Raw genomic sequence first — 18,235 nt, 5'->3', positions numbered from 1 at the left:
TGAATTCCTTTCTATGTTTACTTATTATCTTTCAAAGGATAAAAAATCCATTCGACCGGAGACGTGCTGCCGGGAGCGGCCAACCATTCGATATGTACTTCGGACTCCCTGCCCTCCGGCCGGTAAACCACAAAAATGCCGTCCTGATCCGTGAGGCCGCCTTGAGGCAAAGCTAGCACCCGGCCATTTACTTTTAAGATGCCGTCGACATAGCCATCCTTCGCCCGAAAGGCAATGACGGCTTGATGCGGTTGGTACAAGTACAAGGAATACACCGTACCTCTGTCGGAGGTCTGAGGGGTGTCCGGCGTCCATTTGGACAACACCGGTAAGCTCTTCCCGTCGATATCCGCGTCAAGACGTATATCAGCTGCATCATTAACGGTCCCGACGGCACCTGCTCCGAAATAGGAGTCATAAGGCTGCATGGTTTCGGTTTTGTCCGCCTTCATGACGACAAAGCTGATTTCCGCCAGACCGTCCGCCTCGATGTCCTGAATCGCAGCAAAGCCCTGCCCCGGCTCAAGAGCGACCTGTTTTAATACCGCCGTTTCCCCCGGTTTCACCTCGATGCTTTCCTTCAAGGCCGGCTGGGTCATATAATTGACCGCCGCTTCTTTGGTATTAGCCCGATGCAAGAGGGTCGGCTGAAGCAGTCCTTCACGCGTGATATGTACCGTTCGAGTCTGGCTTGGGTCCGGATTATGTATGACCGCTGCGAACTGCACCTTTTCCTCCATTCCGTTGCTGTGGTGCATAAATAGGCGGGCTTTACCGTTTACGGATTGCTTCCCAATGAGTCCCGGATTTCGAATGATTTGACTTTCCCCGCTGATAATTCGCTTTCTCTCCGTGGACTTCGTCACCATAGCCGGTAGCTGAGGGGCACCGGATAGCGCACGATTCCATTGTTCGGCTTCATCCTTGATGACGCTGCCTGCCGGCCGGGTATACCAGGGAAATTCCGATGCGCTTAAATAGGGCTCATCGATCACCTTCACGCTCTGGACTGCAGGCTCGCTCCAATTCCCGTTCCCGTCGCGCACCTGCAAGGTAACGGAGTAGATCCCCGGTTCAAAGAAGGCCGGCTGGTTGCCGGTCCATCGATATTCCGGAAGCCCTTCGGCGTCGGGGTCATAGCTCAAATCAATATAAGAAACCGGCTCGCCGAGCCGATAAGACGGCTTATCGGTAGTAAATACAGCGATGGGACGTGAATTCGGCAAGGTGTCCTCGGAGTAGCCCGATTCCCGATAGGCGGTATCCGTCGGCTGCACGTAGACGATGTCCACACGGCCGGGATCCGGTTGAAATGCATATTGCACTTGCAAGTAGGGCGCGATCCAGCTCAGCTTGACCAGCAGTGCTCCATCACTTATAAAGGCTGTCTCCTTCAAAGGCATCGAAGCTCCGTTGACACGGACCGTCTGGCGCGCCAAGTCCCACTCCAAATAGGCGCTTGGCGTGGTAAGTCCCGCCGTCCTGCGCTCCTCGTTCCACTTCAACTCCAGTCCAAGCTGCTGCGCAGCCCAACGAACCGGGATGTAGAAGCTTCCGTCCACGATCCGAGCCGCCGTCTCTAAAGATACGGCCGAACCGTTGACCGCCGCGGATAATTGCTCATCCTGCAGCTGCAAATGCAGCTTGGTGCCGGATACTTGAGCTGACGCCGGATGCTCCCGGGCCGCCAAAAGCGCTAAGATCAGAGTCAATGATAGCAGGTGTTTCTTGTTCAAGAACCTATTTCTCCTTTCGTGTTTTGCTTCAAAACCCATTTCATGGATTGCTCCACGATTTGCGCAACCCATGATTCCTTGCCTTCTTGATATTTATGTACATTATCCGGAAACGCTTCAGCCAATGTTCTTTTTAGCTCACCGTATTTTTTCGCGACTTCCGGGTGTGCAAGTAAGTATTCTTTAAAATTCAGATGTCTATCAATATGTATATTTCCATTCCCGTATATATGTACATGATGGGTTCTGGCATCCCCTCCCTTTGTAAAATAGCGTCTTCCGGCAATTCCTTGCTCGCCCCTGCAGGCGTATCCGATCGCAGCCATTTCATGATTGTACAAGTCGACCTTATGAATATCTCTGACGATTACCAATATATCAATAATCGGTTTAGCATATCCTATTTGCGGAACGGATGTACTCCCGATATGATAGATGTCTATCATTTCGTCTATGAATATGCGTTTGATTTTTTCCGATTCCGAACGGTACATTTCGTTCCAACGTTCAGTCCACGCAACGATATCTGTTTTCCGCATATACGCCTCCATCCCATGTTCTCTGTATTAGTCCCACTAGATTGTACCATGAATTTGGTTTATTGCGGCGGCAGTCGTTACATTTTTTTAACAAGGGGCAAGAAATTGTGGCATTATTTTACATAACATGTGTTTTTTGTATAAATGCAATTTTGTTGGGTACAGTAAAGATGAGGCCGGGCTTCTTCTTCATCCCAATCAAGGAGGTTCAAAATGTATTATTTATACAGCGGGCTTTTACTCTTAACTGGATTATTCAGCGTCAATTTTATCTATGGTTATCAAAGCAAACATATCGATCCGCATTTTTGGGCTACTTTAAAGTATCAATTGCTTGTGCTCCCTCTGTTCCTGTTCATTAATCTGTGTATCGGGTATGGCATTAAATTTGGCTACAAGGCCATAGGAAACCTTTCTTACGTGCTTGTCGCATCCAAAGGCCTCGAAATCCTCATCTCCCTATTGATCGGGTTTATCTTATTGAAAGAAATACCGACTTGGAAAACATGGATAGGCCTTTCTCTTGTCCTTGCCGGTTTTGCTATTGCCAAAATCAAATAAAAGCAATGCAATGGCCGCCGCAAAACACGAACCCCCGCATCTTTCGATACGGGGGTTCGTGTTATATCTCAGAGTTTGCTTGCTGCAGCCGGTGTTTTTGGCGAAGGATTCTTGGCACCACCCCGTGGGTAGGCGAAAACAGGATCGCAAGCAGCAGGAACGCGCCCGCTACCGTAATCATGCTGGCCGCGATGGAAGCGTCCAGCCATTTGGCCAAGTAGTACCCCGCAACCGCACTGGCCGAGCCAATCAGAACGCTGTATACGATCATCCGGCTCAGCACTTCCGTTATCAAATAAGCGGCCAATGGCGGTACGACGAGCATGCCGACCACAAGGATGGCCCCGACGCTCTCGAAGGAGGCGACCGTCGTCACCGAGACGAGCCCCATCAGCAAGTAATGGAACAACGCTACCGGAATGCCGACTGCCGCAGCGAGTCCCGGATCGAACGAGCACACCTTGAACTGCTTGTAAAACAATCCGATGACAGCCACATTGAGAACCAGAGCCAAACCGACCAGCCAGACGGCTTTGGGTCCGATGTCGACGCCCAACAGCTCGATCGTATTCCAGGGGACATAGGCGATTTCTCCGTAGAGAACACAGTCGAGATCCAGATCGATATTGCGTGTGTACAAGCTCACCAACATGATACCTACCGCAAATAATGCCGTAAATACCACTCCGATGGAGGCGTCCGATTGCACGCCGCTCTGTTGGAACATCTGGATCAGGAATACGGTCAGCAGCCCGAGTGCGGCAGCTCCGAGCATCATCGCCACGGAATCCCGGCTTCCGCTGATGAGAAAAGCGATGACGATGCCGGGCAAAACCGAATGGCTGATGGCATCGCCGATCATCGCCATTTTGCGCAGCACAAGAAAGCAGCCGACGACACCGCAAGCGCTCGCCACCAATGCGCCGGTCAGAATGACATACAACGTATTCACGCCGATTCCCCCTCCCGGACTGTGATCGGACTTTCGATCATCATTCTCCGTTTCACCGCAAGACGGGTCAGCAGTTTCGAAAGCATCCCTCTTCGGGGAGCAAAAACAACCGATACGATAAACAATCCGGTCGCGCAAAGGACGCTGAGCGGTCCCGTCGGCAAATTGGCGCCTGCCGTGCTGATCCATGTGCCGACCAAACCGGAAACCGCTCCGAACACGCCGGCCAAGCACATCATTACGCCGAGCTTTTCTGTCCAATAACGGGCCGACACCGCCGGAGTAATGAGCAGCGCAGCCATCAGAACGACGCCGACCGCTTGAATTCCGGCAACAACGGCTACGACGATCATAACCATAATGGCCTGATCGAGCAGCCCGACGGGCAAGCCGAGTCCTCTGGCGAATCCCGGATCGAAGCTGATCAACTTAAACTCCTTAAACAGAAGCGTGCACATACCGATGAGCAGAACAGAGATGATCGTCATCGTATATACGTCGGATAATACCATCGTGGCCGCCTGCCCAAACAAGAATTTGTCCAGTCCGCTCTGATTGCCGCTGCCGCTGTGCTGAATTTCAGTCAACAGCATGATGCCGAAACCGAAAAATACGGACAAAACCGCCGCGATGGCCGAGTCCTGTTTGATGCGTGTGTAGCGGGTCATGAAGCCGATCGCGAGCGTGGCAACCACGCCGGCGACCGCCGCCCCGATCAGGAAGCCGAAAATCGATTTCGAACCGGTCAGCATAAAGGCGATGCATACGCCCGGCAAAGCCGCATGCGCCAGCGCGTCGCCCATGAGCGATTGCTTGCGCAAATAGGCGAAACTGCCGATGATGCCGCTGCCCAGGCCCAAAAGCATGCACCCCAGCAGAATCCATGTGGTGTTCGGATCGGCAAACATGTTCAACCAACTGTTCATTCCTGTCACCTCGATTGGATCAGTATCGGTTCGTCATCGCGGTCCAAAATGGTTAACTTGCCGCCATACGTCCGCTGCAGATTAGGCTTGGTGAAGACCGTTTCCGTCGGACCAAACTCGATTATATGAACGTTAAGCAGCATGACCCAGTCGAAATATTCTTTGACTGTAGCCAGGTCGTGGTGGACGACAAGAACCGTCTTCCCCTGCCGCTTCAACTCGCCAAGCAGCGTAATAATCGCTTTCTCGGTAGCGGCATCCACTCCGACGAACGGTTCATCCATAAAGTACAGCTGCGCATCCTGCGCAAGCGCCCTCGCCAGGAAGATCCGCTGCTGCTGTCCGCCGGAAAGCTGGCTGATTTGCCGGTCGGCGTAATCGGTCATCCCAACCTTGGCCAAACATTCGAGCGCAATCCGTTTTTCCTCCGTACCGGGACGTTTAAACCACCCCAGATGCCCGTATCTTCCCATCATCACGACATCCAGCGCATTTGTCGGAAAATCCCAATCTACCGATTCCCGCTGCGGTACATAGCCGACCAGCATCCTTTGATCTTTATAGGGTTTGCCGTAAATCGTCACGTCTCCGGCAAGCCGGGGAATCAGACCGAGCGCCGCTTTGATCAGCGTCGATTTCCCCGCCCCGTTCGGACCGACGATGCCGATCAGCTTTCCTTCCGGCGCTTCGAACGTTACATTGCGGAGAACCGGCTTTTTCTGATAAGCGACGGACATGTTGCTTACCACCAAAGGTGAATGTCTCATATTGCTGCTTCTCCTCCTATTTGTTTATTTCAAAGCTTTCACGATCGTATCGACGTTATGCCGAACCATGCCGATATAGGTTCCCTCCGGCGTTCCCTCCTCACCCATGGCGTCGGAGAACAGTTCCCCGCCGATCACAATCGTGTGGCCTTTTTCCTTCGCGCCCTGAATGACGGCGTCGATCGCTTTGCGCGGTACGCTCGATTCGATGAAGACCGCTTTGATTTTGTTATTGACCAGATAGTCCCGCAATTCGGTCACATCTTTGGTTCCGGCTTCCGAAGCGGTGCTGATTCCCTGCAGGCCCATCACTTTGATCGAATAGGCATCGCCGAAATAACCGAACGCATCGTGAGCCGTCACGAGCACACGCTGCCCCTCGGGAATGGACGCGATTTGTTCCTTGGCATAGGCATCCAGCTCCTTAAGCTTCGCCAAATATTCTTCCGTGTTTTTCTTGTAAGCATCAGCATGGGCCGGATCGAACTTGACCAGTTCGTCACGAACCGTCTCTGCAGCGGTCATCCAATGCCGGACATTGAACCAGATGTGCGGATCGTGCTCGGTTCCTTGCTCCGGGTCGCCCGCTCTGAGCTTTGAAACCGGGATGTTTTTCGACACCGCAACCGTCGGCTTATCCTTGGCCATCTTTTCGAAAATCTCAACCATTTTCCCTTCCAGATGCAGGCCGTTATAGAAAATGATTTGTGCTTGATCCAGCTTGCCAATGTCTCCTTCGGATGCCTTGTACAGATGGGGATCCACACCCGCCTTCATGATTCCCGTAACTTCCACGTGTTCTCCTCCGACATTTTTAACGATGTCCGTAATCATGCCGATCGTAGTCGTCGCCTTCACTTTTCCCCCGGAAGAGGCTTCGTCTGTCGTGGTCTCTTTGGCTCCGCAAGCATTCAGAACGACCACTGCCGCAAGCACGGTCACTACAAAAGCCAGCTTCGCCAATGATTTGCGAAATCTTCGTACCGAATTCATGTTTCATCCACTCCCTCAAATGTTTATGTAGGACAAACTTTTTTATTCAGGCAATTAAATTGCCCTAAGTCGACAATATAGAGTATACACAATATTTTTGCCTTTGTGCAATATATTTGTTAAAATTTACATGGTCATATGAACGATGGAGAAATTTTCGCTTTAAAAATCGAACACACCCAATGATTTTGAGCCACTATCGCATATGATGGTGGTAAAGCCAATTCATTGGATTAAACACATCCCAAAAGAAATCAAAGACCTGCTTCCCTTTGGAGGCAAACGGGGAGGAATAACATTGCCAAAATGGTTAATTGCTTGTGTCGGAGAAAATAATCGCCTATTTCACTTTAGAATGCTCACGTTATTTAAAACGATTAAAACCTTTGGAGGTGAATTAGCAAAAGCAAAATTAGCAGCCTGTTTCGTTGATGAGGCGGATCAGTCCATTTCTCATGAGCTGGACAAGATGGGCGTTCATATCCATATCGTGAAACCCTACCACAGCAATTTACAACGGCACTGCAACAAAATTAGAATGCTTGAAATCGAGGACGACTATGATGTTATGGTGGCGCTGGACTGTGATACTGCCGTAACCCGGGATTTTTCTGCAGAAATTTCTGCAGATACGATCCGTCGCTGCGATTCGTTACTCGATCCGCTCGATATCAATGAATGGAAATATATGTATGGTTATTTTGGTCTGGCCATGCCAAATGATGAAATGGCCGTTCATGCCAACAGCGCGGTCCTTTTCATCCCAAGAAAGGATGTACGCAATCTAAGAAATGCATGGCTGCATTATGCCAACTTGATTACCGACACGTTTCATTCTAACGAGCAATGGTCCAGGTTTGCCCAACACAAATACTACACGGATCAATTCGCGCTCTCCATGGCTTTGGCAGATCTAAAAGCAGACGTACAATTGCTGCCTGCTGAATTTAACATTCATATTAATGGGGCTTATCAAGGCTGGGCTGATCAGCTTCATCCATATATTCTCAGTTACCACCACAATGTAACCGAGGATGGGAAGCTGAAAACGACGGGGATGACCGTGCCGGATCAATATATAAGCAAGGTGAATGCGATCTTGGGAAATCATTCGCAATCAGGCTGAAGCGGCCTTAGTCTTCAGATAAACCAGGGATCGTTTTTACGATAAAAATCCCAATATGACAGACTGTATAAGGGCTCCCCTCGGCGGCCTGTCATATCGGGATTCAAGTTGAACCGGCGTTTATATAATGACTCTGGATTTATAGCGTTTGGTGCGTGCGGCAACGGAACACCAGCTTAAAAGGGTATCGTCATCTTCTTTCCATGTATGGCTATCTTTATTGCTTCTTCTCAGATAAACCAGATTATACTTATCTGCCGAAAAGATTTTAAACCCTTTTTCCATGCTGTCTTGACAAAAATATACATCCTCGTTAATGGAAACATCCCGATTCCGAACGTGTTCATACACTTTTCTTTTTACGATTTTTTTCCCGCCATCTAAGAATGAATCGGCATCCAAATATTTATATTCTTGAAATCTGTTCCGGATGGCAAGGATTTGTTTGGTTTCCAGATATAAATAATAGGTGAGCTTCCCGACAATATCGGCATCCGTGTATTGAAAGGCATGCATCAGATCGGTCAAATAATGCGGAGCATAAAAATCATCGTCATCAAAGGTGGCAATATAATCATAACGGGCCTTTTCTACGGCAAAATTGTAACAATATCCCAAAGAGGCTTCTTGAGGCAATTGGTAAACGGACACATGATCATATCTCTTGGCCCTTCTCTTCCACCTATGGACGTCCATATCATCCCGGTTTAAGATGATAATGAGCTCTTTGATGCTCCAACATTGATTTTGATAATTCTGAAATATATTACCTATAAAATCCGGTTTATTCGTACAAGTGATCATCGTAACACCTTCCATAGGGCCTTTTGAAAATCTGTCTCTTAACCCCATCAAGAAACATTTGCCGTAATCCGGAATATCCAAAAGCTCTGATATACTCTTTTTTTCATCCTCAGCAGATTTAATGGCAACTATACTTTTGAATAACCGTTCGATGGATTGTGTTGTTGGACCCATGCCATCCTCACCTTTTCTTTGATGTGTAATATGATATGAAATAAATGAGTGTAAGGAGACGTAACAACCTGCCAATCGATGCCTAATTCCATTAACCATGCCTGGTATGCCGGCCTTAAACAAGGAATAAACGACATGCATTGCGAGGTGTGCTCATTGAGAAACCTGTTGGTGATGAATCATTTCCCCACCATTTTCCCTCCGGATACCGGCGGCGTGCTTCGATATTTTCACATTTACCATCAATTAAGCCAATGCTATGATATTACATTATTATCCCAGGAATTTACACCAAAGGTGGAGGTTATCCATTACTCCGATACGTTTAGAGAGTTCAGAATGCCCGTGGAAGATGCTCATTATCGGATTACCGAACAATTGAAGTCTGAAGGTACAGGACCGGAATTCTCTACTCATGCCGCTCTGTGTTGTGCCCTCATCGACGAACCTGCACGTACATTCCTCCACTACTATCATCGCCTTTATCCAACCGCGGATATCATCATTCATGACTCCCCTTTCTTACTGAAACATGACGTTCATTTCGGTTCGGATCACAAACCGAGGATATACAACAGCCATAACCTCGAATCCGAATTTGCAAAGCATGTTTGGTATGGAGCGCGTTCTCATGACTATATTAAACTCGTAACCCGGCTGGAAGAAACACTGGTTCGGCAGGCCACGCTGGTTTTCGCAACGTCGGAACAGGAAAGAGACGGCTTTATCAAGGCCTTTTCATCCGATCCTTCCAAAATCAAAATTGCGCCAAATGGAATTCATCCCGGAGCATGGAAGCCAAGAAAAAAGAAGCGGACCGGCAATGCAAGGGTAACAGCCTTTTTTATCGGGAGTATGCATCAACCGAATATTGAGATTGTACATTTTATTATTTCTCAATTGGCAGACCTGTGCGGACATATGGATTTTATCATCGCCGGTCCATGTGGTGATGATTTTTCCCATGTGGATAAGAAAAATATAAACATATTGGGTCAAATTGATGAAAAAGAAAAATTGCAGCTATTTTCCGAAGTGAATATCGCTATTAATCCCGCATCTTTTGGTACTGGGACAAATATAAAAACATTGGAATTTTTGTCTGCCGGAATTCCATTGGTTTCTACCCAAGTGGGTGTAAGAGGTTTACATCTCGTCCAGGGAACACATTATCTCCATGCTGAAAAGGAGAATTTTGCAATGACTTTAAACCGAATATCAGGAAATAAAGCTTTACTGGAAAAAATCGCCCTCCATGGGCAGAGCTATGTAAACCAAACATACAGCTGGGAAGGAATTGCGAAAAAGCTGAAGGAGCAAATCGATTCTTTATAACCGATCCTTTGGCTGCCGGTTTGCAATAAGGAGGCTCAATGAAATATGAAATCCATCAAAAGCATCAAAGAGCTTTTATCCATCGTAGACAGTATCGAGGGGTGGCTGACAGCATATGAGCAGCTTGCATTATTACACTTGCCTCCTTCCGTTGACCATCTGTCCGGAGATATCGTCGAGATCGGATCATTTAAAGGAAAGAGTACCATTGCATTAGCTCTCGGAAGTTCGTTCATCAGTTCTAAGAAACGCCCGATCTATGCGATTGACCCGTTTGTTGTCCCCCCTTTTCAGTATTTTTGGGATAATGTTAAGCAGCATGGGCTTGAACATGCCATTATTCCCATAAAGAAGCATAGTGAACATGCTTTAGATGATTGCCCCAAATCCATAGCGGCGATATTTATTGATGGGGACCACGAATATGCTGCTGTGAAAAAAGACATTATTCATTATACCCCCAGAGTTGTACAGGGCGGATTGGTCGTTTTCCATGATTATTGCGATTATTGGCCAGGCGTCCTCCATGCAGTGAATGAACTTTGTAAGCCTGAGCATTTTGAGTATGTAATGATATATGACAGCTTATTAGTTCTGCGAAAGCTTTAAAAAATAGGAAATGACCCGGGGTTGAACCGGGTCATTTTTGATGCTGATGGCATATTGCGATACGATGTACTGTCATTCGGGCAAACCAGTGTTGGCTAATGTTTTCATGACGGCGGTATCCGGTATCGAGTAATCGCGGGGCAAATACAGCAAGAGCTCTTTCCAAATCCGGGTATAAAAAAGGATATCGACCTCAAACCTGAATATGCTTTCCACATCATCCCGGTGAATACCCGGTTGGCGGATCAGACCATATTCCCCTTCTGGAATCGTGTCCGTCGTTGGCTGTATGGTTTGGATTTGCTCTAACGCGCGATGATAGATGTCGATCGTTTTCGTTAGTATATTGCGGTTGTTCCATTGCGTCATCCCCCATGTTTGCGCATGGCCTCCCAATTGTTGGCGCAGCGATGGATTGTTCATTAATTCAAGCAATTGCTCCGCCAGTTCTACGCTGCTTCCTTTTTCAAAAAGAAGCCCCGTTTCTCTATGCCTGATCATTTCAGGTATGCCTCCGACATGAGATGCAATAACGGGTTTACCGGCCAACTGTGCTTCTATCACAACAAACGGCAAATTATCATGTAAAGACGGGACGACAACAATATCGGTCTCTTTTAACAGGGTGGAAACATCATTACGCTCTCCCATGAAAATGATATGGTCGGACAATCCTTTTTGCCCTGCATACACCTCAAGCTCAGTCTTGAGCATGCCGTCTCCTATCATCCAACAAATGAAATCATGACGTTGTTCTTTCAATAGCCCTAAAGCATTGATCAGTATTTCATGCCCTTTCAAAAGCACGAGCCGACCAATACATGAGATCACGATTTTCCCGGAATGATCGTTGGCTAAAGGTTGATTATGTTGATGGTGCAAAGAAGACATATCGATGCCATAAGGGATAATATTCATTCTTGGATAAGGGATGGCAATTTCTTTGCTTAATTCCTTAGCGAGCCATTGTGAGGGAATAATGATCTGTTCTGCCGCAGCCGCTCCAAGAGATTCTTTTACACAAAGATACTTCCACCATTTTTTGGCCAATCTGCGATTTTCATTGTAAATATCTTCATCCTGCAGCAATTCTTTAGAATAAAAACCGTGAACGGTGGCAACGATGGGAACGTGCCGCGGTTTAATTCTGGATAATGCGCGTGTGCTGATCACATCCTGCGTATGAATCAGATCATATGAAGCAAAATCGAATAAAGATGCAGCCAATTCAAATGTATACCGTTCCGCTTCCTGCCAAATCACCCATGGATCAACATGCGGAAAATGCTTATTAAAATACCGGTTCAAGACATGATCAATAAAATCCCGGATTTTTGTTTTGTTCACTGACTTTCCATTCCATTTCGGATCTTTACTAATGAAGTACAGGTGATGGGAATCGGGATGGGAGGCTAAAATATCCACTTGATGACCTTGGCTCTCAAGAGTGTTCCTTACCACTGAAACGTACGTAATGATTCCGCCGGAATGTGGAAACGGCCAAAATGTGGCCAACAAGATTTTCAAAGGGCTCACCTGCTTTAAGTCGTCTCGTGTTACCAATGGTCATCCGATTCATATCCCAAATAAATTAACAGTTCTCCGGCCGTCTGTTTGAATACACGTTTAATTTCATCCGTAAAATACCGTTTCCACTCCCCCGTTGTGGCATGCTGAAGCGCCTGAGACACCGGAGCGTCCTGCAAACGCTGAAGATATTCCGTCTTTGAACGTTCCGAGAGCCGGGTATCTTTCCATAAATAGTCCGCTATCCGATGCATCTCAGCCAAATAACCGGATGGGGCATTTACCAAATTTTCATACGGGATCGTACATAGGTTCGGATCTTGCAGCCAGCGCAAATAAGGGATAAATACATGGTTTATATTACTATATCCTATATGTTGAAGACCGTAACGCCGGGCGTTAGCTCTCGTATCGTAAAACCCGGTAATCATCTTCATTAGCCGTTCATCCAAGGATTTCATATGTCTTGTGAAATATGGATAATACAGATGTTTGTTGTCTTCGTTGAGAATAAAAGAAAGCTGGTCTAATAGGACATCTCTGGGATCGCGATAAATAAAGATTCTGCGAATCCGATGGTCGTCCAGCCATTGCTTCATTTCCCGGCTGTAATCGAGATAACCGGCCCACACCTCTCCATCCCTTATGGTTTTCAGTCTTGCATATACATCTTCCTCCCATTGGTTGATCCAACCGCCCGGACGTAACGGAGGCATCCCCGAAACCAGTTCATTTAAAATGTGAATACCGCTGTCGGGCACCCCAAGCAGTACTACTTTCGGCATCTTGATCGTCATCACCTCTTTCTCCGGCTGAAGTTTCAGGCGTTGAGGAGATTTCGCTTCCGGTAATTATCGGAAAATGAAAGCCGGCTGCCTCCCATGCTTATAGCCAAATTGACGGCTTCAATATGGTCGCCTATGATCAATTGCCGCACTTGATGATCCATTGCCTTGTTCGTTTTGGCAATCACATTAATGCTTGCCGCCGTTCCTACTCGAAGCCCCTGCAGGATGGCCATGGCTTGAGCCTTCGGCGGGACAGATAATGCCCGACCTACCGCTTCCAGGGCTCTTCGCGACAAGGCGTGGGGAAACGTGTTCAGCGAATTGGCCCCCAGTTCCTGTCTTTTCAGGCAGCAATTCAGAAAATATTTCATGATCGTAGGTTGGTCCCAATGAGCAAATACGGGGAGATAGGGAGTAATATCGTTTAAAGCTATATCCATCCCTTCGCCTACCGCATGAATAAAGGGAAGCAATTGTTCAGCTTTCATGGGGATATCCCCGTCCAGAAACAGAACAATATCCGAATCGGTCATTTGGGAGCCCAGAGCCCGTCCCGCATCATCTCCCGACTGCTTCTTATCATGGACAATAATCGCTTTGGAGTGTTTGCCAACCTTGCTCAGCAAGGATTGGTTTACATCATGGACCATCACAATAATTTCATCTAACGGAAGCCGGTTTAATTGCTCAATCCAGTTAACGACGGTGTCTTCCTCATTCATGGCCATAATAACGGCGGATACGGAACCTTGGACGGGTATCAACAGTCCTTCTTTTAAGGATAAGCCGGAGCTTTGACAATATCCGTCCATATAACCTTGTACCGCTGCCTTGTATTTTTTCCAATTGATTTTTCCGGGAAAAAGTCTTTCGCAGTGACGAATCCACAGCTCATTCAAGGCTTTTTGAGGATAGGCCTCTCCGTTTATCGGTTGGGTTATGGCATCCCCCCAACCGGCTTTAAAGCAGCGTACCCTCCATTTCGCCAAGGTGGTTGGCCGGGTTTGGGCCGAGCGGCCGAGCGTTTTTTTGAATACCCTCTTTCTTTTTGCCGTTACCTTACGCATCATCATCTCACCTCACCAAATGCCTCTTATTGGGTAGATCAGGTATGCCGCCCCTGGCGTCTGTGGCTTGAATCACCCTTTCCATAGCTTCCAGATGGTCGCCAATGATCAATTCCGCCAATGGATCAAAACCGTTTTTGATCCTGTTCCGTTTCCGGTTCATCTTCCCTACCGGCACACGATTCACCCGCCTGATTTTAAGCCCTTTCTGCACGGCTATGGCCATGGCTAAAGGCGGAACGGCTAACGCTCCGGCTCCAATCATCGCAAGCGCTTTTCTTGCCATGGCATGAGGAATCGTCGTCATGGACGCTCCTTTGAGATCGGAACGGGACAACATGACGTTCAATGCGTATTTAGCAAGTACAACACTGTGTACCTCTTTTTTATATATTGGACCTGAATGGTTATTCAGGGCGATATCCGCCCCATTCTTAATCGCCGCCACCAAAGGAGTGAGCATTGACGTTGAAACCTTGATATCGCCGTCCGTAAATACTAAAATATCCCCCTTCGCTTCCATCGCCCCGATCGCTCTGCCGACATCATGGCCTAACGGCTGCTTGAAACTGATGACTCTTGCCCCTGACAGCTCAGCCAGCTCTTCAGAGCTGTCCGTCGATCCATTAGCTACCACGATAACTTCCGTTTTGGAGTGAACCCGGCTGGCTGCCCGGATAACATGGCCGAGCGTCTTGATTTCGTTCATCACGGGAATGATAACGGAAACCTTGGGCGCCTCGCTGTTATGAAAGAATGTTTTCACCGGCCGCTTTGATTTCGGTTTGTTCGCAGTCGTCTGCTTCATCACTAGGTTTCAGCTCCTTTGTGCTAAAGGATAACCTGTACTTTCCATATCCTATGAATTTTCTTCCATCGTGAGAAGGGCTTTTGTTTAGAAAAGCTCTTTTTGGGCAACCCCTATCGCAGGTAAAAAAATAACACCTCTGCTGATAGAGGTGTTTGATGGATTGGTGAATCTGATAACAAGAACAATTGTTCTTATTTAGTTTGCTGTCGCCTGGCCATTACAATAAGAGGTTTGCCGGGCTTTTCCTCAGACCGATTCATCCTTACTCAGTTGATAAGTCTCATAAAGTCCTTGAAAAAGATCGTACAGGGGCTTCCAATTCAGCAGGCTTACCGCCTTCGCATGGTTCAGGCAGCTGTGCTTGATATCCCCCGCCCTCTCGTGCGTATAAACGACCGAAAACTTCTCGTGGTGGATTTTACGCAGCATGAAGACCAGCTCGTTTATTGAGGTGGGTACAGAGGTGCCGACATGAATGATTTGCCGGTCGCCTCTTTCTATGGCCGCAAGATTGGCACTGACAACATCCTTCACATAAACAAAGTCGCGCGTCTGCTCTCCATCCCCAAAAATGTTCAGGGGCAATCCCCGTTTAATCCGATCAAAAAATATCGCTACTACGCCTCCTTCCCCTTTGGGGGTTTGCCTGGGACCGTAGACGTTCGCGTATCTTAAAATCGTGTACTTTAATCCGTACAGCTGATGAAATACTTGAAGATACAATTCGGGTGCCCATTTGGAAATGCCGTAGAAGGAAATGGGCTGCGCAGGGTGATTCTCATCGATCAAGGATACATTCAAATCTCCGTACACCGCACAGGATGAAGCATAGACGACTTTCTTCACCGATGCTTTCGCGCAGGCCTGCAGGATATTGGCCGTTCCTGCAATATTGATGGAGGCATCGTAGCCGGGATCGGCTACGGAACGCTGCACATCAACCTGAGCGGCTTGATGGAACACGATATCCGGACGCTCTCTAAGGATGAGTTGTTCGGCTTCCTTGCTTATGATATCCACCTGATGCCATATCGCTCCGTCCGGGACATATTGCGAGTTTCCCGTGGACAAGTTGTCGATCACATGCACGGTGATTCCTTTCGCTGCAAGAGCTTCAGCCAGATGAGATCCGATGAATCCGGCACCGCCGGTGACGAGAGCCTTCATGTCCCGTTCACGGCTTTGTCTTGTTGTTGTCTATACCAATCGATGGTAAGCCGCAGCCCTTCATCCAGCGTAACCGTAGGCTCATACCGGAGAATGCGTTTGGAGCGAGTCAGATCGGGAATCCGTGCCCGCATATCTTCATAGCCGACGCCGTACGCCTTCTCATAGGACTCGAATAGTATCGGCGAGGATGAACCCGCCAGATCGCGGATTTTGTGCGCCAAGTCCAGAATGGAAATGGGATTTGCGGAGCCGAGATTAAATGCCAATCCGTCGGCCTTGGAATCCATAGCTGCGATCGTTCCGGCAACCGTATCCCCGACGTAGGTGAAGCAGCGCGTTTGCTTTCCGTCACCGTACACCTTGATGGGGCTGTTGGTTAACGCCGCCTTGATAAAACGCGGTACGACCCCGCCATATTGCGAGGAGACCTGCCTGGGTCCATACGCGTTAAAATACCTTACCACCGCAACCGGAAGTCCCATTTCCGCATAAGCAAAGCACAGATGCTCGTCGATCGCTTTAGCGGTCGCATAACACCAACGGTGAATCGACGGAGATCCGAGAACACGATCCGAATCTTCCCGGAAAGGGAGGTTATCGTTTTTGCCGTAAATTTCCGAGGTGGACGCAAACACCACCTTCATTTTTTTTTCATGAGCAAGCTCCAGGACGTTGCGGGTTCCGTCGATATTGCCTTCGATGACCTTGAGCGGATTTTCGACCGTATTTTTCACACCGAGGACGGCCGCCAGATGGAAAACCGTATCGCAATGCCGCATGAGCTCCCGAAGCAGGTCTTTATCCGTCACTGAACCGTGCACCATCGTATGTTGGCCGCTCTCCGCAGCCTTATCCAGAAATCCGCTCTGACCGGCGGACATATCATCCAAGGTCCACAAGCGGTGCCCCGATGCAATAAGCCGCTCCACCAGATGGGATCCGATAAAACCGGCTCCTCCTGTTACAAGAATGTTCATTTGGTACCTCCTTGGACCTTAGATTAAAACGATATTGTCGCGATCCTTTACCTGTTTGGTAGCGTTGCGCGTATCGATCACAAGCCACGCATTGGCCGCCAACGTCTCGTAAGGAATGCGGGAGTGATCCGTAAGGATGAGCACGCAGTCATGCTGCTGAATGTTTCTCTTCGTAAGCGAAACCCGTTTGAGCCTGTGGTCGCCTGCTTGAATTTCATCGATATACGGATCATGGAAGTTTACTTTTATCCCAAGCTCCAAAAGCTGCTGTATGATGGGAATCGCAGTAGACTCGCGAAGATCATTAACGTCTTTTTTATACGTGACGCCGAGAACAAGAACTTTATTTTCGTGAAGGGGCTTCTTGGCAGACAAACATTGCTGCACTCGCTGTACGACATACGCCGGCATGTGTTCGTTAATCTGATGGGCCAAATCAATAAATCTCAAATCGACATCGAATTGCTTCGCTCTCCATTTCAAATAAAGCGGGTCTACGGGTATACAGTGTCCGCCAATCCCCGGACCCGGATAATATGGGGTAAAGCCGTACGGCTTCGTACTTGCGGCTTCGATGGCCTCCCAGAGATTGATCCCCAGCTTCTCGGACATCATGGCCAATTCGTTCATAAAAGAAATATTAATCAAACGCTGACAGTTTTCGAGTATTTTGGTTAATTCGGCTACCTTGGGCGAGGAAACGATCACGACACGGTCGAATATGCTCTCATACACCGCTTTGCCCAAAGCCGTGCATTTCTCGGAAACCCCTCCGAGAACCTTCGGTATTTCACGCATCTGCATCCTTTGGGCACCCGGATCGATACGTTCGGGAGAATAGGCCAGATACACATGCTTTCCGACCTTCAGCCCCGTTGATTCAATTAACGGTTGAAGTTCTTCTTCCGTAGTCCCCGGAAAGGTCGAGCTTTCCAATACGATCAGCTGTCCTTCATGCAAATGCGGCAGTATTCCATTGATGGCCTCCCTGACATAGGTCAAATCCGGATTGAAGTCTTTATCCAAAGGAGTAGGGACACAAATAATAATGGCATCGGCATGACTTGCCTCGCTAAAGGAAGTGCTGACATGGAATTTATTGGCAGAAAACATGTTTCTAATATCTTTTGTTGTAAAATCGGATAAGTAGCTCTGCCTGTTGACAAGCTTATGAACCTTTCTCGCATCCACATCAATTCCATAGACAACATGTCCATTCTGAAGAAATAATTGGGCGAGCGGAAGTCCGACATATCCCAAACCAAGAATCGCAATGGTATGCTTTCCCGCTGCATTCACTCTCTCCACCCCCTTTTATCGTAAATCGTGAATAATCTTATTGTACGCTTGAGATTTTTTAAACGTTATAGAGT

18 protein-coding genes are annotated in these 18,235 nt (G+C 48.0%); 4 read left to right on the top strand and 14 right to left on the bottom strand.

Annotation, left to right across the window (positions count from 1 at the left end; all coding sequences use genetic code 11):
- Window positions 1–17 precede the first annotated feature (17 nt).
- Window positions 18–1,736, bottom strand: coding sequence for a stalk domain-containing protein (locus tag IJ22_RS07505; RefSeq protein ID WP_062408290.1), 1,719 nt, complete (start codon window positions 1,734–1,736; stop codon window positions 18–20).
- Window positions 1,733–2,275 carry a GrpB family protein gene (locus tag IJ22_RS07500; RefSeq protein ID WP_054817264.1) on the bottom strand — a complete coding sequence of 181 codons (543 nt, stop codon included), beginning with the start codon at window positions 2,273–2,275 and terminating at the stop codon, window positions 1,733–1,735. The genes IJ22_RS07505 and IJ22_RS07500 overlap by 4 nt, the downstream gene beginning before the upstream one ends.
- A 213-nt stretch (window positions 2,276–2,488) precedes the next feature.
- On the opposite strand from IJ22_RS07500, the gene IJ22_RS07495 reads away from it, so the two are divergent.
- Window positions 2,489–2,836, top strand: a complete 348-nt coding sequence (locus IJ22_RS07495; protein ID WP_054817263.1) for a hypothetical protein — start codon at window positions 2,489–2,491, stop codon at window positions 2,834–2,836.
- Between the two features lie 61 nt (window positions 2,837–2,897).
- On the opposite strand, the gene IJ22_RS07490 is transcribed toward IJ22_RS07495, so the two are convergent.
- The 4 genes from IJ22_RS07490 to IJ22_RS07475 are packed head-to-tail and all read right to left on the bottom strand — an operon-like array spanning window position 2,898 to window position 6,474.
- Complete coding sequence (locus IJ22_RS07490) at window positions 2,898–3,788, bottom strand: metal ABC transporter permease (RefSeq protein ID WP_062408289.1); 891 nt, start codon at window positions 3,786–3,788, stop codon at window positions 2,898–2,900.
- The gene (locus IJ22_RS07485) at window positions 3,785–4,714 is read right to left on the bottom strand and encodes a metal ABC transporter permease (protein ID WP_062408288.1); all 930 of its coding nucleotides are present in this window, start codon (window positions 4,712–4,714) and stop codon (window positions 3,785–3,787) included. The genes IJ22_RS07490 and IJ22_RS07485 overlap by 4 nt, the downstream gene beginning before the upstream one ends.
- 5 nt (window positions 4,715–4,719) lie before the next feature.
- Window positions 4,720–5,481: a metal ABC transporter ATP-binding protein gene (locus IJ22_RS07480; protein ID WP_054817261.1), complete on the bottom strand. Its 762-nt coding sequence runs from the start codon at window positions 5,479–5,481 to the stop codon at window positions 4,720–4,722.
- Window positions 5,482–5,505: 24 nt separating this feature from the next.
- Window positions 5,506–6,474 (bottom strand): metal ABC transporter solute-binding protein, Zn/Mn family, encoded by a 969-nt coding sequence (locus IJ22_RS07475; protein WP_062408287.1) that lies wholly within the window; start codon window positions 6,472–6,474, stop codon window positions 5,506–5,508.
- Window positions 6,475–6,772: 298 nt separating this feature from the next.
- Between IJ22_RS07475 and IJ22_RS07470 the strand changes: the two genes are divergently transcribed.
- The gene (locus IJ22_RS07470) at window positions 6,773–7,600 is read left to right on the top strand and encodes a hypothetical protein (RefSeq protein ID WP_062408286.1); all 828 of its coding nucleotides are present in this window, start codon (window positions 6,773–6,775) and stop codon (window positions 7,598–7,600) included.
- Window positions 7,601–7,720: 120 nt separating this feature from the next.
- On the opposite strand, the gene IJ22_RS07465 is transcribed toward IJ22_RS07470, so the two are convergent.
- Window positions 7,721–8,578: a glycosyltransferase family 2 protein gene (locus IJ22_RS07465; protein WP_062408285.1), complete on the bottom strand. Its 858-nt coding sequence runs from the start codon at window positions 8,576–8,578 to the stop codon at window positions 7,721–7,723.
- Between the two features lie 156 nt (window positions 8,579–8,734).
- On the opposite strand from IJ22_RS07465, the gene IJ22_RS07460 reads away from it, so the two are divergent.
- Both IJ22_RS07460 and IJ22_RS07455 read left to right on the top strand, forming a co-directional pair.
- The gene (locus IJ22_RS07460; RefSeq protein WP_235594283.1) at window positions 8,735–9,913 is read left to right on the top strand and encodes a glycosyltransferase family 4 protein; all 1,179 of its coding nucleotides are present in this window, start codon (window positions 8,735–8,737) and stop codon (window positions 9,911–9,913) included.
- A 45-nt stretch (window positions 9,914–9,958) separates the two neighbouring features.
- Entirely contained in the window at window positions 9,959–10,522 is a 564-nt protein-coding gene (locus IJ22_RS07455; protein WP_054817258.1) for a class I SAM-dependent methyltransferase, read from the top strand.
- Between the two features lie 72 nt (window positions 10,523–10,594).
- Here the strand turns inward: IJ22_RS07455 and IJ22_RS07450 are convergent, their stop codons facing one another.
- From IJ22_RS07450 to IJ22_RS07420, 7 genes are all read right to left on the bottom strand, one after another.
- Complete coding sequence (locus IJ22_RS07450; protein WP_256380596.1) at window positions 10,595–12,058, bottom strand: glycosyltransferase family 4 protein; 1,464 nt, start codon at window positions 12,056–12,058, stop codon at window positions 10,595–10,597.
- 20 nt (window positions 12,059–12,078) lie between these two features.
- Window positions 12,079–12,846 (bottom strand): sulfotransferase domain-containing protein, encoded by a 768-nt coding sequence (locus IJ22_RS07445; protein WP_062408283.1) that lies wholly within the window; start codon window positions 12,844–12,846, stop codon window positions 12,079–12,081.
- Window positions 12,847–12,869: 23 nt separating this feature from the next.
- Window positions 12,870–13,910, bottom strand: coding sequence for a glycosyltransferase (locus tag IJ22_RS07440; RefSeq protein WP_062408281.1), 1,041 nt, complete (start codon window positions 13,908–13,910; stop codon window positions 12,870–12,872).
- Window position 13,911: 1 nt separating this feature from the next.
- Entirely contained in the window at window positions 13,912–14,712 is an 801-nt protein-coding gene (locus IJ22_RS07435) for a glycosyltransferase family 2 protein (RefSeq protein WP_082660729.1), read from the bottom strand.
- Window positions 14,713–14,961: 249 nt separating this feature from the next.
- Window positions 14,962–15,882: an NAD-dependent epimerase/dehydratase family protein gene (locus IJ22_RS07430; protein ID WP_054817254.1), complete on the bottom strand. Its 921-nt coding sequence runs from the start codon at window positions 15,880–15,882 to the stop codon at window positions 14,962–14,964.
- A complete protein-coding gene (locus IJ22_RS07425) occupies window positions 15,879–16,862 on the bottom strand; it encodes an NAD-dependent epimerase/dehydratase family protein (RefSeq protein WP_062408279.1) in 984 nt (327 codons plus the stop codon). The genes IJ22_RS07430 and IJ22_RS07425 overlap by 4 nt, the downstream gene beginning before the upstream one ends.
- A gap of 18 nt (window positions 16,863–16,880) precedes the next feature.
- Entirely contained in the window at window positions 16,881–18,161 is a 1,281-nt protein-coding gene (locus IJ22_RS07420) for a nucleotide sugar dehydrogenase (RefSeq protein WP_145862505.1), read from the bottom strand.
- Window positions 18,162–18,235 lie beyond the last annotated feature (74 nt).

This window comes from Paenibacillus naphthalenovorans, from assembly GCF_001465255.1.
GTDB classification, from domain to species: Bacteria; Bacillota; Bacilli; order Paenibacillales; family NBRC-103111; genus Paenibacillus_G; species Paenibacillus_G naphthalenovorans.
Note: the sequence above shows the minus strand (reverse complement) of the source record. Positions and strands in the feature narration are given on the sequence as shown.